The organism is Pseudomonas sp. LA5 (genome assembly GCF_028640825.1).
Lineage (GTDB): Bacteria > Pseudomonadota > Gammaproteobacteria > Pseudomonadales > Pseudomonadaceae > Chryseomonas > Chryseomonas aestiva.
The window spans coordinates 643-23,635 of sequence record NZ_JAQYZY010000037.1 but is presented as its reverse complement, the minus strand read 5'-3'; the positions used below and the strand labels follow the sequence as shown (position 1 = coordinate 23,635).

General features: G+C 66.0%; 22 protein-coding genes. 8 read left to right on the top strand and 14 right to left on the bottom strand.

The features are described 5' to 3' along the window. Nucleotides 1–121 precede the first annotated feature (121 nt). The 4 genes from zwf to rluB all read left to right on the top strand — a co-directional run bounded on the left by zwf (nucleotide 122) and on the right by rluB (nucleotide 4,303). The gene (gene zwf / locus PVZ72_RS12130) at nucleotides 122–1,591 is read left to right on the top strand and encodes a glucose-6-phosphate dehydrogenase (protein WP_027602213.1); all 1,470 of its coding nucleotides are present in this window, start codon (nucleotides 122–124) and stop codon (nucleotides 1,589–1,591) included. After that, nucleotides 1,578–2,288: a 6-phosphogluconolactonase gene (gene pgl / locus PVZ72_RS12125; RefSeq protein WP_273862026.1), complete on the top strand. Its 711-nt coding sequence runs from the start codon at nucleotides 1,578–1,580 to the stop codon at nucleotides 2,286–2,288. The genes zwf and pgl overlap by 14 nt, the downstream gene beginning before the upstream one ends. A 20-nt stretch (nucleotides 2,289–2,308) precedes the next feature. Next, the gene (locus tag PVZ72_RS12120; protein ID WP_187979359.1) at nucleotides 2,309–2,947 is read left to right on the top strand and encodes a bifunctional 4-hydroxy-2-oxoglutarate aldolase/2-dehydro-3-deoxy-phosphogluconate aldolase; all 639 of its coding nucleotides are present in this window, start codon (nucleotides 2,309–2,311) and stop codon (nucleotides 2,945–2,947) included. 294 nt (nucleotides 2,948–3,241) lie between these two features. Then, nucleotides 3,242–4,303 (top strand): 23S rRNA pseudouridine(2605) synthase RluB, encoded by a 1,062-nt coding sequence (gene rluB / locus PVZ72_RS12115; RefSeq protein ID WP_133860628.1) that lies wholly within the window; start codon nucleotides 3,242–3,244, stop codon nucleotides 4,301–4,303. 30 nt (nucleotides 4,304–4,333) lie between these two features. Here the strand turns inward: rluB and PVZ72_RS12110 are convergent, their stop codons facing one another. The 5 genes from PVZ72_RS12110 to PVZ72_RS12090 all read right to left on the bottom strand — a co-directional run bounded on the left by PVZ72_RS12110 (nucleotide 4,334) and on the right by PVZ72_RS12090 (nucleotide 8,857). Continuing rightward, entirely contained in the window at nucleotides 4,334–5,257 is a 924-nt protein-coding gene (locus PVZ72_RS12110; protein ID WP_187979358.1) for a GGDEF domain-containing protein, read from the bottom strand. Between the two features lie 173 nt (nucleotides 5,258–5,430). Then, entirely contained in the window at nucleotides 5,431–6,432 is a 1,002-nt protein-coding gene (locus PVZ72_RS12105; protein ID WP_273862025.1) for an NADP-dependent oxidoreductase, read from the bottom strand. A gap of 55 nt (nucleotides 6,433–6,487) precedes the next feature. After that, nucleotides 6,488–7,675, bottom strand: coding sequence for a benzoate/H(+) symporter BenE family transporter (locus tag PVZ72_RS12100; RefSeq protein WP_273862024.1), 1,188 nt, complete (start codon nucleotides 7,673–7,675; stop codon nucleotides 6,488–6,490). 9 nt (nucleotides 7,676–7,684) lie between these two features. Beyond that, on the bottom strand, nucleotides 7,685–8,290 hold the full coding sequence (locus tag PVZ72_RS12095; RefSeq protein ID WP_133860624.1) for a LysE family translocator: 606 nt from the start codon (nucleotides 8,288–8,290) through the stop codon (nucleotides 7,685–7,687). An 87-nt stretch (nucleotides 8,291–8,377) separates the two neighbouring features. Further along, nucleotides 8,378–8,857 (bottom strand): MarR family winged helix-turn-helix transcriptional regulator, encoded by a 480-nt coding sequence (locus PVZ72_RS12090; protein WP_273862023.1) that lies wholly within the window; start codon nucleotides 8,855–8,857, stop codon nucleotides 8,378–8,380. Between the two features lie 80 nt (nucleotides 8,858–8,937). Here PVZ72_RS12090 and PVZ72_RS12085 point away from each other — a divergent pair, with 80 nt between their 5' ends. Beyond that, nucleotides 8,938–10,107 carry an aminotransferase-like domain-containing protein gene (locus PVZ72_RS12085; protein ID WP_273862022.1) on the top strand — a complete coding sequence of 390 codons (1,170 nt, stop codon included), beginning with the start codon at nucleotides 8,938–8,940 and terminating at the stop codon, nucleotides 10,105–10,107. A 1-nt stretch (nucleotide 10,108) separates the two neighbouring features. Then, the gene (locus tag PVZ72_RS12080; RefSeq protein ID WP_273862021.1) at nucleotides 10,109–10,708 is read left to right on the top strand and encodes a glutathione S-transferase family protein; all 600 of its coding nucleotides are present in this window, start codon (nucleotides 10,109–10,111) and stop codon (nucleotides 10,706–10,708) included. Between the two features lie 46 nt (nucleotides 10,709–10,754). Here PVZ72_RS12080 and PVZ72_RS12075 read toward each other — a convergent pair whose 3' ends face one another. From PVZ72_RS12075 to PVZ72_RS12065, 3 genes are all read right to left on the bottom strand, one after another. Beyond that, entirely contained in the window at nucleotides 10,755–11,177 is a 423-nt protein-coding gene (locus tag PVZ72_RS12075) for a hypothetical protein (protein ID WP_273862020.1), read from the bottom strand. Between the two features lie 339 nt (nucleotides 11,178–11,516). Then, nucleotides 11,517–12,416: a manganese catalase family protein gene (locus PVZ72_RS12070; RefSeq protein WP_273862019.1), complete on the bottom strand. Its 900-nt coding sequence runs from the start codon at nucleotides 12,414–12,416 to the stop codon at nucleotides 11,517–11,519. Nucleotides 12,417–12,455: 39 nt separating this feature from the next. Further along, nucleotides 12,456–12,968: a ferritin-like domain-containing protein gene (locus tag PVZ72_RS12065; protein WP_187979352.1), complete on the bottom strand. Its 513-nt coding sequence runs from the start codon at nucleotides 12,966–12,968 to the stop codon at nucleotides 12,456–12,458. 352 nt (nucleotides 12,969–13,320) lie between these two features. Between PVZ72_RS12065 and PVZ72_RS12060 the strand changes: the two genes are divergently transcribed. After that, complete coding sequence (locus PVZ72_RS12060) at nucleotides 13,321–16,185, top strand: sensor domain-containing phosphodiesterase (RefSeq protein WP_273862018.1); 2,865 nt, start codon at nucleotides 13,321–13,323, stop codon at nucleotides 16,183–16,185. On the opposite strand, the gene rbsD is transcribed toward PVZ72_RS12060, so the two are convergent. Genes rbsD through PVZ72_RS12030 form a run of 6 tightly spaced genes read right to left on the bottom strand, consistent with a single transcriptional unit; the run spans nucleotide 16,182 to nucleotide 22,003 of the window. Further along, nucleotides 16,182–16,586 (bottom strand): D-ribose pyranase, encoded by a 405-nt coding sequence (gene rbsD, locus PVZ72_RS12055; protein ID WP_273862017.1) that lies wholly within the window; start codon nucleotides 16,584–16,586, stop codon nucleotides 16,182–16,184. The two genes, PVZ72_RS12060 and rbsD, sit on opposite strands and share 4 nt — an antisense overlap. Beyond that, nucleotides 16,583–17,491: a ribokinase gene (rbsK, locus tag PVZ72_RS12050; protein ID WP_273862016.1), complete on the bottom strand. Its 909-nt coding sequence runs from the start codon at nucleotides 17,489–17,491 to the stop codon at nucleotides 16,583–16,585. Before rbsK ends, rbsD begins: the two co-directional genes overlap by 4 nt. Beyond that, entirely contained in the window at nucleotides 17,481–18,500 is a 1,020-nt protein-coding gene (locus tag PVZ72_RS12045; protein WP_187979350.1) for a LacI family DNA-binding transcriptional regulator, read from the bottom strand. Before PVZ72_RS12045 ends, rbsK begins: the two co-directional genes overlap by 11 nt. After that, complete coding sequence (locus PVZ72_RS12040) at nucleotides 18,500–19,477, bottom strand: ABC transporter permease (RefSeq protein ID WP_273862015.1); 978 nt, start codon at nucleotides 19,475–19,477, stop codon at nucleotides 18,500–18,502. The genes PVZ72_RS12045 and PVZ72_RS12040 overlap by 1 nt, the downstream gene beginning before the upstream one ends. Further along, the gene (locus PVZ72_RS12035) at nucleotides 19,474–21,030 is read right to left on the bottom strand and encodes a sugar ABC transporter ATP-binding protein (protein WP_273862014.1); all 1,557 of its coding nucleotides are present in this window, start codon (nucleotides 21,028–21,030) and stop codon (nucleotides 19,474–19,476) included. The genes PVZ72_RS12040 and PVZ72_RS12035 overlap by 4 nt, the downstream gene beginning before the upstream one ends. Before the next feature lie 16 nt (nucleotides 21,031–21,046). Continuing rightward, nucleotides 21,047–22,003 carry a sugar ABC transporter substrate-binding protein gene (locus PVZ72_RS12030; RefSeq protein WP_133860613.1) on the bottom strand — a complete coding sequence of 319 codons (957 nt, stop codon included), beginning with the start codon at nucleotides 22,001–22,003 and terminating at the stop codon, nucleotides 21,047–21,049. A gap of 208 nt (nucleotides 22,004–22,211) precedes the next feature. Here PVZ72_RS12030 and PVZ72_RS12025 point away from each other — a divergent pair, with 208 nt between their 5' ends. Further along, entirely contained in the window at nucleotides 22,212–22,760 is a 549-nt protein-coding gene (locus PVZ72_RS12025; RefSeq protein ID WP_273862013.1) for an adenine phosphoribosyltransferase, read from the top strand. Nucleotides 22,761–22,993 lie beyond the last annotated feature (233 nt).

Sequence of the window (22,993 nt, the reverse complement as noted above, 5' to 3'; positions counted from 1 at the left end):
AAGGTATGGGCTGGGCTTACCCCTGCGCCGTATTTTTTAATATAAAGACTACGCGAATCGCCCCGGCTCCCCTATGATGGTGCTGGAATATCTCAAACTTTAAGTAAAAGAACGAATATTTATGGCTGGCGTCCGAGTTCTACCCTGTACCCTGGCAATCTTCGGCGCGTTGGGCGACCTGGCCCTGCGCAAACTTTTCCCTGCCCTGTATCAGCTGGATCGCGAAGGTCTGCTGCACGAGGATACCCGCATCATGGCGCTGGCGCGTGACCAGGGCGATGGGGTCAAGCAGCTGGAGCACATCGAGGAGCGCCTGCGCCACTATGTGCCCAAGGCCGATTGGGACGAAGCGGTATGGACCCGGATGCGCGGTCGCCTGGGCTATCGCGCCATCGATTTTCGCAATCGCGAAGACTATACGGGACTTGCCGAGGATGTGGGCGAGACCTCGCCACTGATCGCCTATTTCGCCACTCCGGCACTGGTCTACAGTGCCATCTGCGAAAACCTTGCCGCCGTCGGCCTGTGCGAGCGCACCCGAGTGGTGATGGAAAAGCCCATCGGCTACGACCTGGAATCCTCCAAGGTGGTCAACGACGCCGTGGCGCGCTTCTTCCCGGAAGACCGCGTCTACCGCATCGACCATTACCTGGGCAAGGAGACCGTGCAGAACCTCATCGCCCTGAGATTTGCCAATAGCCTGTTCGAGACCCAGTGGAACCAGAACTACATTTCCCACGTGGAAATCACCGTGGCCGAGAAGGTCGGTATCGAAGGTCGCTGGGGCTATTTCGACCAGGCTGGCCAGTTGCGCGACATGGTGCAGAACCACCTGCTGCAGCTGCTCTGCCTGACCGCCATGGACCCGCCGGCGGATCTGTCGGCCGACAGCATCCGTGACGAGAAGGTCAAGGTCCTCAAGGCGCTGGAGCCCATTACCGCCGACCAGCTCGCCAGCCGCGTGGTCCTGGGTCAGTACACCTCCGGCTACAGCGACGGCAAGCCGGTGCCGGGTTATCTGGAAGAACCCAATTCCAACACCGAAAGCCGCACCGAGACCTTTGTCGCCATCCGCGCGGACATCCGCAACTGGCGCTGGTCGGGCGTGCCTTTCTATCTGCGTACGGGCAAGCGCATGCCGCAGAAGCTGTCGCAGATCGTCATCCACTTCAAGGAACCACCGCACTACATCTTCGCCCCCGAGCAGCGCAGCCTGATCAGCAACCGCCTGATCATCCGCATCCAGCCGGACGAAGGCATTTCGCTGCAGGTGATGAGCAAGGACCAGGGCTTGCGCAAAGGCATGCAGCTGCGCAGCGGTCCGCTGCAGCTCAATTTCTCCGAGACCTTCAAGCACCTGCGCACGCCGGATGCCTACGAGCGACTGCTGCTGGAAGTCATGCAGGGCAATCAGTCGCTGTTCGTTCGCAAGGACGAGATCGAAGCGGCCTGGAAGTGGTGCGATCAGCTGATGGATGGCTGGTCGAAAATGGGCGACTCGCCCAAGTCCTATGCCGCCGGCAGCTGGGGTCCGCTGACCTCCATCGCACTGATCGCACGAGACGGGAGATCCTGGTATGGCGACGTCTGATCTGGGGCAGGGTGTGACCCTGCGCGAATTGCCCGACCGCGAGGCCCACGCCACGGCGCTGGCCGAAACGGTCACGGCGGCGCTGCGCGAGGCCCTGGCGGCCCGCGGCGAGGCGCTGCTGATCGTTTCCGGCGGCCGCAGTCCGGTGCCCTTCCTGGAGCGCCTGGCGCAGGCCGAGCTGGATTGGTCCAAGGTGCTGGTCACCCTGGCGGACGAGCGCTGGGTACCCGGTGACCATCCGGACAGCAATGCCGGCCTGTTGCGCCAGCACCTGTTCCAGGGACCCGCTGCCGCCGCAGGTTTCGTCGATCTCTATAGCCCGGCCGCTTCCACGGAAGAGGGTATGGCCCAGACCGAGGCCCGGCTGCGCGACACCCTGGCAACCCCCGATGTGCTGGTGCTGGGCATGGGCGACGACGCCCATACCGCCTCGCTGTTCCCCGGTAGTCCCGGCCTGGAAGAGGCTCTGGATCCGGCCAGCGAGCGCCTGAGTTTTCCTGGCGTGGCACCGTCCGCGCCCCAGACCCGCATCACCCTGAGCCGTGCCTACCTGAGTCGCGCGCGGCAGCAGATCCTCGCCATCCAGGGCGCGGGCAAGCGACAGGTGCTGGAAACCGCTCTGGCCGAGGGCGATGAGCTGGCCACTCCGATCAAGGCGTTCCTGCGCGAACCCCTGGTCGTCTATTGGTGCCCCTGACGAGGAGTTGAGTTTTGGACATGCAGAACAAGATCGCGACCCTAGATGCCCTGTGCGCCCGCGCGCGGATCCTGCCGGTGATCGTGATCAACGATCCCGCCGACGTGCTGCCCTTCGCCGACGCCATGGCCGCGGCGGGGCTCACCGCCCTGGAAATCACCCTGAGATCGGCCCACGGGCTTGACGCGGTGCGCCTGCTGCGGCAGGAACGTCCCGAGCTGGATGTTGGCGTGGGCACCGTGCTTGACGTGCGGATGTTCGACGCTGCGGTCGAGGCGGGCGCCCAGTTCATCGTCACTCCGGGCACCACCGAGGAAATTCTCCAGGCCGGGGTATCGGCGCCCATCCCGCTGCTGCCGGGCATCGCCACGCCCTCGGAGATCATGCAGGCCTACCGCCTGGGTTATCGGCGCTTCAAGCTGTTCCCTGCCAACGTCTATGGCGGCGTGGATGCGCTCAAGGCGTTCGCAGGTCCCTTCGCCGAACTCAAGTTCTGCCCCACCGGTGGCGTCAACCCGGGCAATGTGAAGAACTATTTCCAGCAGCCCAACCTGCTGTGCGTCGGCGGCAGCTGGATGCTGCCCGGCGACGTGGTGAAGGCCAAGGACTGGACGCGCGTCGAGCAGCTCTGCCGCGAAGCCCTGGCCACGCTGGACTAAGCCTGCGGCCATCCGTCACCCGTCGGGCTAGTGCGGTGTCTCTGAAGTTCGCACAAGAATTGGCGGGTGATTTTTTTGACTTTGGCCAGGCGCCGGTACGAGTCATAGCAGGGCTATGGCGAGGAGTGGCAACGCCGCCAGAGCCGAAAAAGCGCCGCCAGGATTGTGCAGTCAACTGCTGAGACACCACACTCGCTAGGCTGGCGCGAGCAGGGGCGCTATCATGCGCCCCTGTCTTTTTCCTGGCGCCCGTTCCGCGGCGCCTTTGTCGTCCACTACACCGGGAGGTGCCTGATGACCCTCGACAAGAATCCCCCAAACGAATCCCTCGATGAAACCGTCCCCGCGCCGGCGGGCGAAAAGCTGCAGAAGGTGCTGTCGCGCCTGGGCGTCGGCTCGCGGCGTGACGTCGAAGCCTGGATCGGCGAAGGCCGTATCAAGGTCAACGGCGTGGTCGCGCCCCTGGGTCTGAGGGTCATGCCCAAGGACGCCATCGCGGTGGACGGACGTCTGCTCAAGCGCGACCAGGCCGAGGAAGTGGTGCGGCGCGTGCTGATCTACAACAAGCCCGAAGGCGAGATCTGCACCCGTGACGATCCCGAGGGCCGACCCACCGTCTTCGACCGCCTGCCAAAGCCCAAGCAGGGCCGCTGGATCAATGTCGGTCGCCTGGACATCAACACCACCGGCCTGCTGCTGTTCACCACCGATGGCGAACTGGCCAACCGGCTGATGCACCCGTCCTACCAGATGGATCGCGAGTACGCGGTACGGGTACGGGGCGAGGTGACCGAAGAGATGCTGCTGCGCCTGAAGAACGGGGTGATCCTCGAAGACGGCCCGGCGCGCTTCACCGACGTCCAGCAGGCGCCGGAAGGCGACGGCTTCAACCACTGGTTCCATTGCGTGGTGATGGAAGGCCGCAACCGCGAAGTCCGGCGGCTGTGGGAATCCCAGGGCCTGGTGGTGAGCCGCTTGAAGCGCGTACGTTTCGGTCCGGTGTTCATGACCAGCGATCTGCCGGTCGGCCGTTGGCGCGAGATGACCCAGGGGGAGATCGACATCCTCGCGGGTGAAGTCGGCCTGCCGCCGGTGGCGCTGCCGGCCATGGGCGGCAAGACCAAGGAAAAGCTCGAGCGTCAGCAGCGCAAGACCGCGCGGCCGATCGATGCCGGTCGGGGTTCGCGCAACAAGCTCAACAAGACGGGCAAGGCCAGCAAGCCCCAGGGGTCGGCCGTGGCCGAGCGTCCCAGCGAAATGGGCCGCAAGCCGGTCAGCAAGGGCCGTACCTCGCCGGGCATCGCGCCGCGTCGCGGGCCGAGCGGTGGCGGTACCGGCAAGGGCGGTCGCCGCTAAGCAGAGCGGTCGCCTGGCCCCAGGCGACCCTCAGGCCAGGCTGCAGAATCGATTGCGGCCTTCGGCCTTGGCCTGATAGAGGGCCCGATCCGCGCGCAGCAGCAGACAACGCGGTGACTCGACGTCGCGCAGGGTCGCCAGACCCAGGCTCAGGGTGACTGGCAACGGGATGGCGCCGGCCGTCTCCGACTGGGCCTCCACCGCCGCTCTCAGGCGTTCCGCCACGATATGCGCCGCTTCATGGCCGGTGGCCGACAGCAGCACACAGAATTCCTCGCCGCCAAAGCGAAAGACCATGTCCATGCTTCTCAGGCTGTTGCCAAGGGTGCGGGCAGTCTGGCGCAGCACGTCGTCGCCGACGCTGTGGCCGAAGCGGTCGTTGATGCGCTTGAAGTGGTCCAGGTCCAGCATCAGCAGCGACAGCGGCTGCTGGGTCCGCCGGGCCAGTTCCAGCTCACGCACCAGGGCACGATCCAGGGCGCTGCGATTGCCGACACCGGTCAGGGCATCGCGCAGGGCATTGTTCTGGGCCTCGCGATAGAGCAGGGCATTGCGCAGGGGAAACAGCAGGCTGCCGAGCAGGTATTCCAGCGCGCCGAGTTCGCTGTCCTGGAAGCGCTCCTGGCGGTAGAACGTCAGATCACCCAGGCGCAGGTCTCCCTGGCTCAGGTGATAGTGCACCTGATGACCCTGGTCTTCACCCAGGTCGATGGCCACGTCCTCCGCGGCATTGCGGTAGGCGAGGCCGGGCAGGTCCACCAGCGTATCCACCTCCTGCCGGAAGAGTTGCAGGACCCGCTCGAGATCCAGCGATGTCTGCAGGACGCCGAGCAGGCGCTGGCGCAGGGCGCCCAGCACCGCCGGATCGCTGTCGCGGGCGGGGCCAGCCAGGTTGGCGTTGCGCTGCTGGCGAGCGCGATCGAGATTGATGGTGTTGGACGAGGGCGGGACCATGCCTGTTCTCCTTGGCGGATAGTCCCCCTACAGCGAGAAGCGTGCCAGTCTTATAGTGTCAATCAAATCAATGGCTTAGCACGATGGTGGCGATTGGCCGTCTGTAACTTGACGCCTGAAGCCCAGACGGGCCGCCATTGCGGCCCGCTGGTGACGACTTTCCGACGCGCGACCTAGACCTTGAGCACCAGCTTGCCGAAGTTCTCGCCGGAGAACAGCTTCATCAGGGTCTCGGGGAAGGTATCGAGGCCTTCCACCACGTGCTCGCGGGATTTGAGCTGGCCGTCGGCCAGCCAGATCGCCAGCTGCTGCTGGGCCTCGGCGTAGCGCGCGGCGTGGTCCAGCACGATAAAGCCTTCCATGCGCGCGCGATTGCTGAGCAGCGCCAGGTAGTTCTGCGGGCCCTGCACCCTGTCACTGTTGTACTGGCTGATGGCGCCGCAGAGCACTACCCGTGCACGGAAATTGATCTGCGCCAGCACCGCGTCCAGGGTCGGACCACCGACGTTGTCGAAATAGACGTCGATGCCGTTGGGACCTTCGCGGTGCAGGGCGGCCGCGAGGTCAGGTTCGGCCTTGTAGTCGATGGCGGCGTCGAAACCCAGTTCCTCGATCAGATAGCGGCATTTTTCCGCGCCACCGGCGATACCTACCACATGGCAGGCCTTGAGCTTGCCGATCTGGCCGACCATGCTGCCGACCGCGCCGGCAGCGCCGGAAACCACGATGGTCTGGCCGGCCTTGGGCTCGCCGACTTCCAGCAGGCCGAAGTAGGCGGTCAGACCGGTCATGCCGAGTACCGAGAGATACTGGGGCAGGCTGGCCTTGCTGGGGTCCACCTTGTAGAAGCCCTGGGGCTCGCCCAGGTAGTAATCCTGGATGCCGAGCATGCCGTTGATCGTGTCGCCGACCTTGAATTCCGGGTGGTTGGATGCCACTACCTCGCCCACGCCCAGGGCACGAATGACTTCGCCTAGGCCGATGGGCTTGATATAGGACTTGCCCTCGTTCATCCAGCCGCGCATGGCCGGGTCGAGGGAGAGATAGAGATTCTTGATCAGCACCTGACCGGCGCCGGGTTCGCCGATCGGCTGCTCGACACGCTCGAAGGTGTCGGCGGTGGGTTCGCCGGACGGGCGCTTGGCGAGCAGGAACTGGCGATTGGTACGGGACATGGTGTTCTCCTGACGTGAAGGATCCAGTTCCGACCCGTCAGGAGGGGCGCGGGTTCTAACGGCGGCGTGCGGTGAGTAGCAAACTGGCCAAAAGGCCGGCGACCAGGCCCCAGAAGGCCGAGCCGATCCCGGCCAGGGTCAGGCCCGAGGCGGTGACCAGGAAGGTGATGAGCGCCGGCTCGCGCTGGCCAGGGTCGGCCAGGGCGCCGTGCAGGCCATTCATGATGGAGCCGAGCAGCGCCAGGGCAGCCACCGAGATCACCAGCTCGCTCGGCAGGGAGGCGAACAGCGCCGCCAGGGTGGCGCCGAACAGCCCGGCGATACCGTAGAAGAGTCCGCACCAGACCGCCGCTGTATAGCGTTTGCTGGCATCTTCATGGGCCTGGGGGCCGGTGCAGATCGCCGCGCTGATGGCCGCCAGGTTGATGCCATGGGAGCCGAAGGGCGCCAGCAGCAGCGAGGCGAGGCCGGTGGTGGCGATCAGCGGCGAAGCCGGAACCGCATAGCCATCGGTACGCAGCACGGCGATACCCGGCATGTTCTGCGAGGCCATGGCCACCACGAACAGCGGGATGGCGATGCCGATGGTGGCCGCCAGGGAAAAGGTCGGGGTGGTCCACACCGGCACCGCCAACTCCAGCCGCAGACTGTGGAAGTCCAGCAACCCCAGCCCGGCGGCCAGCAGCAGGCCGACTACCAGGGCGACCAGTACGCAGTAGCGCGGCCACAGCCGCTTGGCCACCAGATAGGCCACGGCCATGCCCAGGACCAGTGCGGTCTGGTGCTGGGCCGCGGCGCAGATCTCGATACCGATGCGGAAGAGGATGCCGGCCAGCAGGGCGGCGGCGAGTGCTGGCGGTACCCGGCGCAGCAGACGGTCGACGCTGCCGGTGAGACCGCAGAGGGCGAGCAGTACGGCGCAGATGACAAAGGCGCCGATGGCGTCGCTGTAGGGTACCGACGGCAGGCTGGTGACCAGCAGCGCAGCGCCGGGGGTCGACCAGGCGATGACGATGGGAGTGCGGTATTTAAGCGACAGGCCGATGGTGGTCAGGGCCATGCCGATGGACAGCGCCCAGATCCATGAGGAGATCTGCCCGGTGCTGAGGCCGGCATTCTGGCCCGCCTGGAACATCAGCACCAGGGAGCTGGTGTAGCCCACCAGCATGGCGACGAAGCCGGCGACCACGGCGGCGGGGGAGGTATCGGCCAGCGGGGTAAGGCGTTGTGGAGCCGCGTGCATCGAAAAACCTCAGTGATGGCCGAACAGGATGGGGTAGAGGGACAGCACCAGCAGCAGCGCCATGCTCCAGTTGAACAGCCGCAGGCGTGCCGGACTGCTGAGCAGACGGCGCAGGCCCATGCCGAACAGCGTCCAGAGGCTGACGCTGGGCAGGTTGATCAGGGCGAAGAGCAGGGCGACCAGCAGCAGATTGGCGGTGAAGTTCTCGGCCGGAATATAGGCGGTGACCGCACCGATGGCCATCACCCAGGCCTTGGGGTTCACCCACTGGAAGGCCGCTGCCTGGAAGAAGCCGAAGGGCTTGCCGCTGCCCGACTCCCGCGGCGTCGGGGCAGCGGCGGTGGCCAGTTTCCAGGCCAGATACAGCAGATAGCCGCCGCCGATGACCCGCAAGGCGATCTGCAGCGGTGGATAGAGCACGAACAGCTGACCCAGGCCGAGACCGGTGCAGATGACCAGCAGCATGTGGCCCAGGCTGATGCCGAACATGTGCGGCAGGGTCCGCCGAAAGCCGAAATTGACCCCTGACGCCAGCAGCATCATGTTGTTGGGGCCGGGCGTGGCGGAGGAGACGAAAGCGAAGAGCATGAAGGCGGTGAGCAGTTCGACGGTCATGAGGGCATCCCTGGGCTTTGCGCCAGCTTAGCCAGGCGTCCCTGGCGGGTATCCGTACACCGAGGTCGCGAACCAGCGGTACAGTTTTCAGGAGTCGACCGAGGGTAGCGAACTGTCCTGGCTACCTTCGGCCTCATGGCGCCCGGCCAGCGCCTGGTTGAAGGCCAGCCAGCCTTCGGCGGCGTCCGCTCCGGCCATGGCCAGGGCGGCCTGCACCAGACGCATCTGCTCGCGTCTAAGGGTCTGCTCCAGTGCGGCGCCGCCGCGGGTGAGCGACAGCCGTCGCTTGCGCTTGTCCGCCGCGTCCGTCGCCATGGCCACCAGTTGCATCTCCAGCAACTGCCGCAGCGGAATGTTCAGCGCCTGCTTGCTGACGTTGAGCACGTCCAGCAGGGCCTTGTTGCTCAGTCCCGGTTCGCGAGCGATGAAGAACAGGATGCGCTGGTGGACCCGGCTCAGGCCGCGCCGCGCCAGCATGTCGTCGGCCTTGGCGGTGAACGCCTGATAGCCGAAGAAGAAGGTCTCCATGACCAGGCGCTGCTGGGTGGTCTGATTTAGGTCAAGCATATTGACTTGTCTTTCCGGAGTGCATTAGGGTCGGTCAAGTAGTTTGACTCATTAGCCGGCCACGGGCCACAGGAGGGCAGATGGCATTTTCCGAACGGGTAAGCCGACTCAAGAGCAGCCTGATCCGCGACATCCTGGCGGCAGCGCAGCGTCCGGAGGTGATGTCCTTCGCCGGCGGCCTGCCCGCCGAGCGCTGTCTGCCGGCGGTGGACTGGAGCCGGATGCCGGCCAGCCTGGGTCAGTACGGCATGAGCGAGGGCGAGCCGGCGCTGCGCGAAGCCATCGCCGCTCAGGCGCGCGGCTACGGTCTGGACTGCACGGCGGACCAGGTGCTGGTGACCACGGGTTCGCAGCAGGCCTTGGACTTGATCGCCAAACTCTATCTCGACGTCGGCACGCCGGTGCTGGTGGAAGGCCCCACCTATCTCGCGGCGCTGCAGAGCTTCCAGTTCTTTGGTGCGGATTGCCTTGAAGTCAGTCTGGCCCCGGAGGGGCTGGATCTGGCTGCCTTGCGTCTGCAGCTGGAACGGCGGCGTCCGGCCTTCGCCTATCTGATCCCGACCTTCCAGAATCCTTCCGGCGTGCGCTATTCCGCGGCCAACCGAGCGGCGGTGGCGGCCCTGCTGGACGAGTACGCTGTGACCCTGGTCGAGGACGAGCCCTACCGGGAGCTTAGCTATGACGGCGCGCCGGCGCGACCGCTCTGCGCCCAGCTCCGACGCAGCGCCTGGATCCACACCGGCAGCCTGTCGAAGACGCTGCTGCCCGGTCTGCGCGTGGGCTATCTGATCGCCTCGCCCGACCTGCTCAAGCCCCTGCGGGCGCTCAAGCAGGCCGCCGATCTGCATACCTGTCGCATGAGCCAGTGGCAGGTACAGCAATGGCTGGGCAGCGAGCGCTACGCCCAGCACCTAGAGGAGGTGCGGGCCTTCTACCGTGAACGCCGCGATGGCTTCGCCCTGGCGCTGACACGACATTTCGGCGATATCGCCGATTGGCAGATTCCGCAGGGCGGTCTGTTCTTCTGGTTACGGCTGAAAACGCCCCTGGATACCCGTACGCTGCTGGACGCCGCCCTGGCGCAGGATGTCGCCTTCATGCCGGGCGAGCCGTTCTTCGCCGAGCCGGAGCGTCACCGCGGTCTGCTGCGGCTCAATTTCAGCCACGTACTGCCCGAGCGGCTGGACACGGGCCTCGCCCGCCTGGCCGGCGTGATCCGGGAAGCCACCCCCTCTAACAAGGAGCTGTGAGATGTATCAGGTCTATGGCGATCGTCGTTCCGGCAACTGCTACAAGGTGGTGCTGATGCTGCACCTGCTCGGCGTGGAGTATCGCTGGCACGAGGTCGATATCCTCGCCGGCGAGACCCGGAGCGAAGCCTTCCTGGCGAAGAATCCCAACGGCAAGATTCCGGTGCTGGAGCTGGAAGACGGTACCTGCCTGTGGGAGTCCAACGCCATCCTCAACTTCCTCGCCGACGGCACGCGCTTTTTGCCCAGCGAGCCGCGCCTGCGGACCCAGGTGCTGCAATGGCAATTCTTCGAGCAATACAGCCACGAGCCCTATGTGGCGGTGGCGCGTTTCATCCGGCTCTACCAGGGGCTGCCGGCGGAGCGCCTGGAGGAGTACGAGGTCTGCCAGGTACGCGGCTACAAGGCCTTGCGGGTGATGGAGCAGCAGCTGCAACGCACGCCCTTCCTGGTCGGGGAGCAGTACTCGATCGCCGACATTGCGCTCTATGCCTATACCCACGTTGCTCATGAAGGTGGCTTCGGACTGGACGACTATCCGGCGATCCAGGCCTGGCTGGCGCGCGTGGCAGCGCAGCCGGGGCATGTCGCCATCGGCTGAAAGGCGAACAGGGGAGCCGGGCTCCCCACGGGATGCCAGGGCGTGATCAGCGGGCGCTGACCACGAATTGCCAGTACTGGTTGAGCCGGCGCTCGCCACCATTGGCGGTCAGCAGCACCGAGGATGGCGGCTTGGACTGCAGCTCAGGCAGGGATTTCATCAGCGTCAGCCAGTTGCTGTAGTAGGTCTGCAGACAACGTCGGGCGGTGCCGTTGTTCTGCAGGGAGGTGAGGGCTCGCTGATAGGCCGGCTCGATCTGCGACAGCGCCTGGACGACGCAGGTGTCGGTATCGGAGAAGCGGGCAGTGTCGCCAATGCGCGTTCCGGCGATCACCGCCTTGTTCGCGCAGCTCTTGAAGGCAATCATGCTGGCCTGCTCGAATTGCAGGGCATTCTGATCCATGGCGAAGGCGGGTGCGCTACAGACGGCGGCGGCAACGAGGGCAAAGGCGTAAAGGTGGCGTTTCATGGTGGCGTCCCTGACTACGTCGGTACAACGTGGTTGCATCAATGCACAGCGGCAGACTGCGCCGCCGAGCGAATGTTCAGCGCGCAAGGCGGCAAAGCGCCATCAGGTGAATTCCACCAGACCGACGGTAGTGAGACCTATGAACAGGGCGGTCAGAGCGACCATGGCGAACGCCAGGAGATAATCTTCCATCAGGGCTTTCCCTACTACGATGACGGCAGTAGGACCGATGGCAAATGGCCAGGTTCTGGCGAGGTCGAGAGCGAGAGCGGCTGGCCGACGAAAGGTCGTCAGGCCGGGGGAGGGCGACGACGCCCGATGGACGTCGTCGCCGTGGCATCACTCTTCCAGACGGTTCTTGTCGAGTTGCTTGGCCAGGCCGGCGCCCAGGTCGGCACCCGTCACCGGCGCAGCATTCGGATCTGACATCGTGCGGGTGGCGAGCTGTTCGATCGCCTTGGCCTGCATCGGAGGCAGCTTGACGCTGGCCAGGCCATCGCCGCCGTCCACGGCCGGTCCGGGCTGTTCGACGAACTCCCAGTCCTGACCCTGATTCCAGGGTCCACGCGTGTCGCCTTCGCCTTGCGACATATTGTAGTAGACGCTGGCGAATTCGGGGCGGGGTGGCACCTTGCCCTGGGGGAAGTTGGGCTGAATGGAATGCAGCGCGTTTTCGAAGGATTTCTGGTGCGCGATCTCGCGGGTCATCAAAAAGCTCAGGGTGTCCTTGATGCCGGCGTCGTCGGTGACATTGATGAGGCGCTCGTAGACAATCTTGGCCCGGGCTTCGGCAGCGATGTTGGACCTGAGGTCGATGGTCGGTTCACCAATGGTGTCGATGTAGGCCGCGGTCCAGGGTACGCCAGCCGAATTGGTCAGGGCCGGACCACCACCATAGAGAATCTGGGTGAGGTGGGAGTCGTTGCCGGCACCGGTCAGCGAGCGGTACAGGTCCGCTTCGTCCTGGGTCTTTTCCGCCAGGTCGCCCTTGGCACCCTTGTTCAGCATGGCGATCATCGAGCCGATGATTTCCAGGTGGCTGAGCTCTTCGGTGGCGATGTCGAACAGCATGTCCTTGCGGCCCGGGTCGAGCTCGGCTATCGCCTGGGTGAAGTAGCGCATGGCGGCGGCGAGTTCGCCTTGGGGGCCGCCGAATTGCTCCAGCATCAGGTTGGCCAGGCCGGGATTGGGCTCGGACACGCGCACGGTGTATTGCAGTCGCTTGTTATGGACGAACATGTAACCTCCAGGGGCTAGTCACGGTATAACTCGGGCGGTTCAGCGCTTCGCGGTCAGATCGGGATCGGCGGAGCGTTCGAGGAAGGCACGGGTGGTGGCGGGCAGGTCTTCCAGCAACCAGGCCGCCATGGCCTTCTCCTGTTCGAGGATGCGTTCGCAGGCCTGCTGCGTTTCGGTGTCGCCGATCTCCGCAGCTGCCGCGATCAGCGTGGTGTAGGTGGCAATCTCGATGTTCTCGAAGACATAGCCGGCGATGGCGCCCTTGATGACCTCATCGCTCATGGGCGCGCCGCCAAGGGCCTGGCCCAGCGCCATCAACTTGCCGCCCATGTCCTTGAGGGTCGAGGCGCTGCTGCCATGACGGCTCAGGCAGCCTTCGATGAGCTGGCGCTGCTCCTGGGTTTCCCTGATGTGCTGTTCGATGCGCTGGCGCAATTGCGGATAGTGCTCCAGCCGGGCGGACTGAGCGGAGAGCATCTTCTCGGCCTGTTCCTCCATGGCATGGGCATCGCGCAGCCAGTCTATGAGGTTGTCCTGCTTGGAAGCGGTCATGGAAAACTCCTGCTCGTGGAGAGGGGCGACAACGGCTTGGAGTGCCCCGCCAGATTGCGTTCTGTCTGCTTATTAGTGGTCCTGGCTTAGCGAGAGATTCGCGTCGCGACAGTCTTTCGGATCGATGGGCAAACCCCGTGCGCTTTGTTTTACAAGCCCAGCGGCAGGGCGTTGTCTGGCAGGTCGGGTTATTGGACAGGGGGCTCGTGGCTGTACAACTCTTGTCCCAGTCAATCCGGGCCTTTAGTCATATCTTTGCCGTTCGCGCCCCTAGGGAAACCGTTCATTCGGTAGTTGCCGAAGCCCGGGGCATCTGTGTCAGGATTCGGGGAATGCACGGGAAGGAGTCAGCATGAAAGGGCCTGAGGAACAGTCGCCAGGTGCACGCCTGGCCAGGCCGTCGGAGACACGCTGGCCGGATCCGAATGCGCCGGGGTTGGCGGCGGAGCAGATCATCGCGCAACTGCGTGCAGCCGCTGCCGATGCCGACTGGGCCTGGTATCAGCGCCGTGGCAACTGGTCGTGCATGGCCACCGGCAATGGCGCCAGTGCCTGGCCGGAATTGCTCGACGACGAGGAACTGGCGCAGCTGTCGGCCAAGACCGGGCTCAGCTGCCATCCCACCGGCAGCGGCCCGACCCCGCTGGGCTGGCTGCTCGCCCGCCCCGATGACCACACCGATTTCGCCGCCCTGGCCCTGAGATTCGGCTTCGTCCTGCAGCGCCTGCAGCTGCAGCGGGCGCAGGCGATCCAGCAGGTGCTTTACGACATCACCTACCTGGCGAGTTCGACCCTGGATCGCCAGCTGTTCATGCAGCGTACCCACGAGCTGCTGGTCTCGCTGATCGATGCCGAGAATTTCTTCCTGGCGCTGCAGGATGCCGACTCGGACCAGATCCACTATCCCTATTATTTCGACCAGCGCGACGAGAGTCCGCCCGAGCCCGGCTCCTTCGAATTGCTGGATCGCGAGCGGCCGTGCCTGACCGCCTATGTGCTCATGCACGGCACACCGCTGCTGCTGCCCAAGGAAGCCATCGAAGCGGCGCAGGTGTCAGGGCCCTACTATTGCCAGGGCTCGGTCCCCGAGTTCTGGATGGGCATCCCGCTCAAGGACGGCGCCGATCGCACCTTCGGCGTGCTCAGCCTGCAGGTCTACGATCGCGAGCGTCGCTACGGCCCCGAGGACCAGGCGCTGTTCCAGGTGATCGCTCGCGACGTGGCCATGGCCCTGGATCGCATCCTCCGGCGTGAATCCCTGGAAGCCACCGTGGGCCAGCGGACCCAGGAGCTTTCGGAGGTCAATGCCCGGCTACGCGAGCAGATCGCCGAGCGCGAACGCGCCGAGCAGCTGCAGGCGGCGCTGTTTCGCATTGCCGAGCTGTCCAGCGCCAGTACCGACATGCCAGACCTCCTGGGCGGTCTGCACCGCGTCGTGGGTGAGCTGCTCTATGCCCACAACTTCTATATCGCCCTCTACGACGATGCCTCGGGGGAGGTGAGCTTCCCCTATTTCGCCGATGAGCGCCGTACCAGCGCACCCGTCGCCCGACGCGGCACCCGCGGCTATACCGAGTACACCATCCGCCAACGGCGACCCTGCATCATCGATCGGCACAAGGCCCGGCTGCTGATCGAGCAGGGCGAGATCACCCCGGTCGAGGGCACCCCGGAAGCCTGCTCCTGGCTGGGTATCCCCCTCTACGACGGCAAGCACGTCCGCGGCGTGCTGGCGGTACAGAGCTATCGCGAAGACGTCTACTACAGCCGGCGCGACCAGGAGCTGCTCACCTTCGTCTCGCGCCATATCGATACCGCGCTGTCCCGGCGCAGCGCCGCGGAAGCCATCCAGCAGTCGCGCCAGGCCCTGGAGGTCAGGGTGCAGGAGCGCACCCGGGCGCTGGACGCCGCCAACGCCCGACTGCTGTACGAGAACAACCACGATGCCCTGACCCGGCTGCCCAATCGCAGCTTCTTCCAGCAACGCCTGGGCGAGCTCTGGGCCGCGCTGGAGCGTGACGGGGCCGGTCTGGCGGTGATGTTTCTCGACCTGGACAGATTCAAGCGCATCAACGACCAGTTCGGCCATCCCTTCGGCGACCTGCTGCTGGTGGCGGCCGGTGAGCGATTGTCGAGCTGCCTGCGCGAGACCGACCTGCTGGCACGACTGGGCGGTGACGAATTCGCCATCCTGGTGCCCGGTGGCGGCCTGGATTCACCGGTAGCCATCGGCCAGCGCATTATCGAAGCCTTCGACCGGCCACTGGTGATCGACGACCACAGCCTGTTCACCTCCTGCAGCATCGGCATCGTGCTGGCCGATCCCAGCCTGCATCGCCAGCCGGATGACCTGCTGCGCGACGCCGATACGGCGATGTATCGGGTCAAGCAGGGTGGGCGCGACAACTTCGCGGTCTTCAACCAGGAACTGCGCCAGGTGGTGTCCGATCAGGTGGTCCGTGAAGGCGCGCTGCGCAAGGCGCTGAAGAATGGCAACGAACTGGAGCCCTTCTTCCAGCCGATCATTGACGTCACCAGCGGCCGCGTGGCGGCGCTGGAGGCGCTGATCCGCTGGCGTCAGCCGGACGGTAGCGTCCTGGCGCCAGGGGCCTTTCTACCCGAGCTGGAAGGCCTGCGGCTGATCGGACGCCTGGATACCTACATGCTGACGCGCATCGCCGCCACCCTGGCCGAACCGGCCCAGGCGCACTGGCCGGTGGTGCACGTCAATTGCTCCAGCTACAGCATCGTGCGCCCGGAGTTCGCCGACGAGGTGCTGAGCATCCTGGCCGCGTATGGCGTGGCGCCGTCGCGGATCTGCCTGGAGTTGACCGAAGGCGCCCTGGTCGCCGAACCGGAACGCGCCAAGGCGGCCATGGAGGCCCTGGATCGCCATGGCGTCTCGGTGGTGCTGGACGATTTCGGCGCGGGCTTCTCGTCGCTGGGCTATGTCCACGAGTATCGCTTTCGCGGCCTCAAGATCGACAAGTCCTTTGTCCTGCGTCTGGCCGAGAGCGCACGCAGTGTCGCCATCGTTCGCGCCATCGTGCGCATGGCCGAGTCACTGGGGCTGGATGTGGTCGCCGAGGGCGTCGAGGACGCCCAGGCGTTGCAACTGCTCAGGGACATGGGTGCCCGCCACGCCCAGGGTTATTTCTTCGCCCGCCCGCTGGATCTGCTGGCGACCCGGCGGCTGCTGGCCAGGGCCGCCGACTAGAAGGCGACGCCGGCCATCAGGATCAGGTTGGTGTAGGGCTGGCACTCGCCGGTGCGGATCTGCACCCGTGCCTGGCGACACAGCGCCTTCATCTCGTCGTGGGAGACCAGCCGGCGGCTGCCCAGGGCGCCGCTCCCGGTCAGGCGTTCCAGTTCGCCCAGGGCCGGGGGCTGGGCGCTGAGGGTTTCCTCGGCGAGCAGATGGCTTTCCACCTGCATCTCGCTGAGCAGCGCCTGCAGCACACTGAGAAAGTCCGGCACGCCCGGGGTGACGGCCAGATCGACCAGCGGGGTGCCCGGCGGTACCGGCATGCCGGCGTCACCGATAACCACCAGGTCGCCGTGACCGAGACTGGCGACGGCCTGGGACAGGGCGATGTTGAGCAGAGAGGTCTTTTTCACCGGGCGAGCTCCTGGCGGGTGGGGATGGACGGCTGGGCGCCCGGGCGGGTGACGGCGATGGCGGCGGCCTGCTGGCCGAGGGCGATGGCGGCCTCCACGCTCAGACCTTCTGCCAGTCCGGCGGCGAAGCCCCCGAGGAAGGTGTCGCCGGCGGCGGTGGTGTCCACTGCCTTCACCGGCGTGGCCGGGTGGTGGCGGCAGCTGTCGGACGTGACCTGCAGCAGGCCCTGGCCACCCAGGGTCAGCAGCACCTGGCGGGCGCCGGCGGCGACCAGCTGGCGTGCGGCGGCTTCGGCCTGCTCCAGGGTGTCCACCGGCAACCCGGTCAGCAGGCTGGCTTCGCTTTCATTGGGCACCAGGTAGTCGATATGGGCGTACCATTCGGCCGGCAGCGGACCGGTGGCCGGCGCCGGATTGAGGATCACCGTCCTGCCCAGCGCATGGGCGCGGGCGAGGGCGTCGCCCACGGTGGCCAGCGGCACCTCCAGCTGGGCGATCACCAGCTTGGCCTGGTCGAGCACGCGCTCCTGGGCCTGCAGGTGCGCGGCGGACAGTTCGCCGTTGCCGCCGGCGACGATGACGATGGCGTTCTGGCCCTGGTCATCCACCAGGATGGACGCGATGCCGGTGGGGACATCGGCCGCCACCGAGACACCCTGGCAGTCGATGCCTTCCTGCACCAGGCTGCGGGTGAGGAAGTCACCGTAGGGATCGGCGCCGACGCAGCCGATCATGGCGACCCGGGCGCCCAGGCGTGCCGCGGCGACGGCCTGATTCGCGCCCTTGCCGCCGGGTGCGGTGGTGAAGGTATGGCCGGCGAGGGTCTCGCCGCCCTTGGGCAGGCGCGGGGTGCGCACCACCAGGTCCATGTTCAGGCTGCCGATGACGACGACGTCAGGGTGCATGGGAGGTCTCCAGAGCAGAGGGCGCCGCGGTGGATTCGCGCAGCACCAGCCGGGGTACGGCGATGTCGTGGGTGGAGGGGCTGCCGACCGTCTCGCGGCGCGCCAGCAGGAGCTGGGCGGCGCGCTCGCCAAGGTCGCGGATCGACTGGCCGATGGTGGTCAGGGCCGGATAGAGATAGCGGCTGAGTTCGATGTCGTCGAAGCCCACCACCGAGAGCTGGCCGGGGACGTCCAGGCCCAGCTCGGCGGCGGCGCGCAACACGCCAAGGGCGATGGTGTCGTTGCCGGCGAAGATCGCGGTCGGACGCTCCCCCGAGGCCAGCAATTCGCGGGCCGCGGCATGACCGGCGGCGGCGGTGAAGGGACAGCGCTGGATGGCGCCAGGCGCGATGCCGGCGTCCGCCAGGGCCTCCTGGTAGCCGGTGATCCGCTCGCTGGCGACGGGCGAGTCGGCCGGGCCACCGATGCAGGCGATCCGCCGATGGCCGAGCTCCAGCAGATGGCGGGTGGCGAGCAGGCCGCCCTGGTGGTGATCGATGCGGATATGCGCGGCCTGGACGCCGTCCAGCGGCCGGTCGGCCAGCACCAGCGGGATGCGCAGGCCGGCGAGGGCGCGGGCAAAGCGCGGATCGCCGTCCACGGTGGCGACCACCAGGCCGTCGATGCGGCGCTCCTTGAGCACCCGCAGATAGCGCAGCTGCTTGTCGGCATCGTCATCGGAATTGCAGAGGATGACGCTGTAACCCTGGCGCTCGCAGTGATCCTCGATCCCCCGCGCCAGTTCGGCGAAGTAGGGGTTGACCGCATTGGGCACCAGCACGCCGAAGGTGCCGGTGGCGCGACTGCGCAGGGAGCGGGCCACGCCACTGGGCACGTAGCCCAGCTCGGCGATGGCCGCCTCGACCTTTTTGCGGACGCCCGGACTGACCGGGCGACTGTTGTTCACCACGTGGGAGACGGTGGTGTAGGAGATGCCGGCGCGGGCGGCGACATCCTTGATGGTCGCCATCAGCCCTTGCTCTTGGCGTGCTGGCTGCGATAGGTGTCGAGGATCACGGCAACCACGATGACCGCGCCGGTGATGATGCGCTTGGTCGGCTCGCTGGCGCCGATCTGGGCCAGGCCTGCGGCCAGTACCGAGATGATCAGCACGCCGAAGAAGGTGCTGATCACCGAGCCGCGCCCACCCATGAGGCTGGTCCCGCCAATCACCACGGCGGCGATCACCTGCAGTTCCAGGCCGACGCCGGCGTTGGGGTCGGCGGCTTCCAGGCGGGAGATCTGGAACAGTGCGGCCAGGCCCGCCAGCAGGCCCATGAGGGCGAAGACGATGACCTTGTAGGGCTTGGGATTGATCCCGGCCAGGCGCACCGCTTCCTCGTTGGTGCCGATGGCGATCAGGTAGCGCCCGAGCACCGAGCGGGTCAGCAGCAGTTGCGCGACCACGATCACCAGCAGGGCGATGACGAAGGAGGGCGAGATGCCGAAGGCGAAGGGCGTGGACAGCCAGGCGTAGGCATCGCCGATATAGGCGGTGCGCGAATTGGTCAGCTGGTAGGCGGCGCCACGGGCCATTTCCAGCACGCCGAGGGAGACGATGAAGGAGGGGATGCGCCAGGCCACGGTCACACTGCCGGTGAGGGTGCCGGTCAGGGCCGCGCAGAACATGCCCAGGGCGGCTGCCGGCAGGATGCCCCAGCCCCATTCCAGGGTGGCGACGCTGACCACGGCGGCGGCCAGGGCGACCACCGAACCCACCGAGAGATCGATGCCGCCGATGATCAGGATGAAGGTCATCCCGGTCGCCAGCACCATCAGATCGGGGATCTGGTTGGCCAGGGTGGTGAAGGTGGCGTAGGAGAGAAAGTGGCTGCTCATCAGGGAGAACAGCACGATCATGGCCAGCAGGGCAGCGGCCAGGCCGATGTAGGTGCCCAGGCCCAGGCCGAAGGCGCGCCGGGAAGAGGTGACGGGAAGGCTGCTCATCGAATGGCTTCCTGAGAAAGGGTTTGCGGCGGGACAGGTTCTTCCAGCAGGGCTTCGCGGGAGCGATAGCCGGCGAAGGCGGCGGCCAGCAGCCGCTCCTGATCCCAGTCATGGCGTTCGAAGGTGGCTTCCAGGCGGCCGGCGGAGATCACGCCGATCCGATCGCAGATCAGCATCAGCTCGCGCAGGTCGCTGGAGACCACGACCAGGGCCTTGCCCTGGCGGGTGAGTTCGGCCAGCAGGCCATAGATCTCGAACTTGGCGCCGACGTCGATGCCGCGCGTGGGTTCGTCGAACAGCATCACCTGGCAATCGCGTTCCAGCCAGCGTCCGATCACCACCTTCTGCTGGTTGCCACCGGAGAGTTCGCCCACGGGCTGGGTGCTGTCGTTGCAGCGGATGCGCATGCCCTTGATATGGCGCTCGGCCAGGGCCGCTTCGCGTGTGCCGCTGACCAGGCCCTGTCGAGCGACCTTGGCCATGTTGCCCAGGGCGATGTTGGCGCTGATCGGCTGGCTGAGCAGCAGGCCTTCGCCCTTGCGATCCTCGGTGATGAGGGCGATGCCCTGGCGCACTACCTTGGCCGGCGAACCCAGGTCGACCGGCTTGCCGGCCAGGTGCACCGTGCCGGAATCGGCGCGATCGGCGCCGAAGATCAGGCGCAGGAGTTCGGTCCGTCCGGCACCGATCAGGCCGGAGATACCATAGATCTCGCCCGCGCGGACGCTGAAGGAGACATCCTGGACCTTGTCGGCGCGCGAGAGACCCTTGACCTCCAGCAGGGGCGGGCCGAAGCGGCGTTCGCCCATGTCGAGGTGCTCGCCGAGATCGCGGCCGACCATGAGGCTGACGATCTGGTCGGTGCCGTACTCGGCCATGGGCGCATCGGCCACCTGCCGACCATCACGCAGCACCACCAGTTGCTGGGCGATGCGCTTGAGTTCTTCCAGGCGATGGGAGATGTAGACCAGGGCCACGCCCCGGGCGCGCAGGCGCTCGATCTGCTCGAACAGCAAATCCACCTCGCGCGAGGTAAGCATGGCGGTCGGCTCGTCGAGAATCAGCACCCGGCAATCGCCGATCAGGTTGCGGGCGATTTCCACCATCTGCTGGTGACCTACACCCAGTTCGGCGATGGGGGTATCCGGATCTATGGCCTCCAGGCCGACCTGGGCCATGGCCAGCCGCGCCTGCTCGCGCAACTGGCGGCGGTCGATCCAGCCCAGTCGCCGGGGCAGGCGATCGAGAAAGAGATTTTCCGCCACGGTGAGGGTGGGCAGCAGATTGAGTTCCTGCATGACCATCCGCACGCCCTGGGCTTCCGCCTCACGGCGGCTGCCCGGGGCATAGGGTCGGCCGAGGAAGCTCAGCTCGCCGGTGGTGGGTTGCACCAGGCCACAGAGGATCTTGGACAGGGTGCTCTTGCCGGCGCCGTTTTCCCCGGTGAGCGCCAGCACCTGGCCGGCGCGCAACTCCAGGTCCACGCCGCCGAGTACCGGCTGGGCATAGGTCTTGCCGATGCCACGGGCGCTGAGGATGACCTCGGACGACATGGGGGCTCTCCTTGGCTCAGGGCTGGGTGACGAGTTCGACCGGCGTCTCGATCACGCCGTCCTTGGCACCGGTGGGCTCGCCCTTGACCAGCTTGAGCGCGGCGTCGATACCGAACACGGCCTGCTTGGCGGCGAACTGGTCGGCGGTGGCGAGGACGCGACCGTCTTTCAGCATCGGGTGGATGGCCTTGATGTTGTCGTAGCCGACGATCTGCACCTGACCTTTCTTGCCCGCGGCCCGTACGGCGGAGACGGCGCCCAGCGCCATGCTGTCGTTGCCGGCCAGCAGGGCCTTCAGGTCGGGGTATTCGTTGAGCATGGCTGCGGCGACGGCGTTGCCCTTGTCGATTTCCCAGTTGCCGGACTGCACGCCGACGATCTTCATGCCGGCCGCTTCCATGGCGTCCTTGAAGCCTGCGGTGCGCTGCTGGGCGTTGGTGGTGGTGGAGACGCCCTCGATGATGCCGACCTGATCACCCTGCTTGAGCTGCTTGGCGAGGTACTCGCCCACCAGGCGTGCGCCCTTGCGGTTGTCGGGGCCGACGAAGGGAATGTCCAGGGACTTGGACTTGAGCACCTCGGGATCCAGGCGATTGTCGATGTTGACCACCTTGATGCCGGCGTCGCTGGCTTTCTTCAGCACCGGGACCAGCGCCTTGGAGTCGGCCGGGGCGATGACCAGGGCGTCGACCTTGGACACGATCATCTGCTCGACGATACGGATCTGGCTGGAGGTGTCGGTCTCGTCCTTGATCCCGTTCGAGATCAGATCGAAGTCGGCGGAATGCTCTTTCTGGTAGGTCTTGGCGCCGTCTTCCATGGTCAGGAAGAATTCGTTGGCCAGGGACTTCATGACCAGCGCGACCTTGGGCTTTTCGGCGGCCGTGGCATGACTGGCGGTGAGCGGCAGGATCAGCGAAGCGGAGGCGAGAGCGATAGCCGCCAGCAGGCGGGCAGGGCGAAAGGCCAGCATAGGGGAATCTCCGAATTCTTATGGTTCTTGTGGTCGCGCAAACGTTTGCGCGTTATCGAGGATGTCCGCTTCGCTGGTAGCTGTCAACGCGACTCACTACATGAATCGATTCAGCGCGCAGGGATGGCGGGTTGGCCCTGGCCGGGCGGGCACCGGTATACTGGGCAATCGTATTCAACCAGGCGCCCGGCGCCCAAGAGTCTCTGCCATGTCCTTTTCCGAATCCGCCCTGAAGTCCCTCATCCGTGCCGTGCCCGATTTTCCCAAGCCGGGGGTGATCTTCCGGGACATCACGCCACTGTTCCAGTCGCCCGAGGGGCTGCGCGCCGTCATGGCGGAGCTGCTGGAGCGCTATCGTTCGGCGACCTTCACCCACGTCGGGGCGCTGGATGCGCGCGGATTCCTCATCGGCCCGATCCTGGCCTACGAACTGGGCAAGCCGCTGGTGCTGTTCCGCAAGCAGGGCAAGCTGCCCGCCGAGCTGCTGACCGAGGTCTACAGCACCGAATACGGCGATTCGGTGATCGAGGTACACAAGGACAGCGTCGGTGCCGGTGATTCGGTGCTGCTGGTCGACGATCTCATCGCCACCGGCGGTACCCTCGTCGCCGCCGGCAACCTGATCCGCCGCCTGGGCGCCGAAGTCCACGAAGCCGCCGCCATCGTCGACCTGCCCGAACTGGGCGGCTCCAAGCGCCTAGAAGCCGCCGGCATCCCCGCCTTCGCCCTGACGAGCTTCGCGCTGTCCGAGTATTGAGTTGCAGTCGATCGCGACCATCGCGGTCCGCACTGCTGTGCCTTTACTCTCGTTTATCGCGGCCATGGGCCGCTCCTACAGGTACACCGAACAAATGTAGGAGCGGCCCATGGCCGCGATTGCGTCCAGCCCGTAGCGTGGAAAACCGCGTAGCGTTTTCCACCTGATGCCGATGCCCGTTCGTGGACAAGGCTGCGCCGTTGTCCACCCTTGTATCTCGACGACAGCCTCCT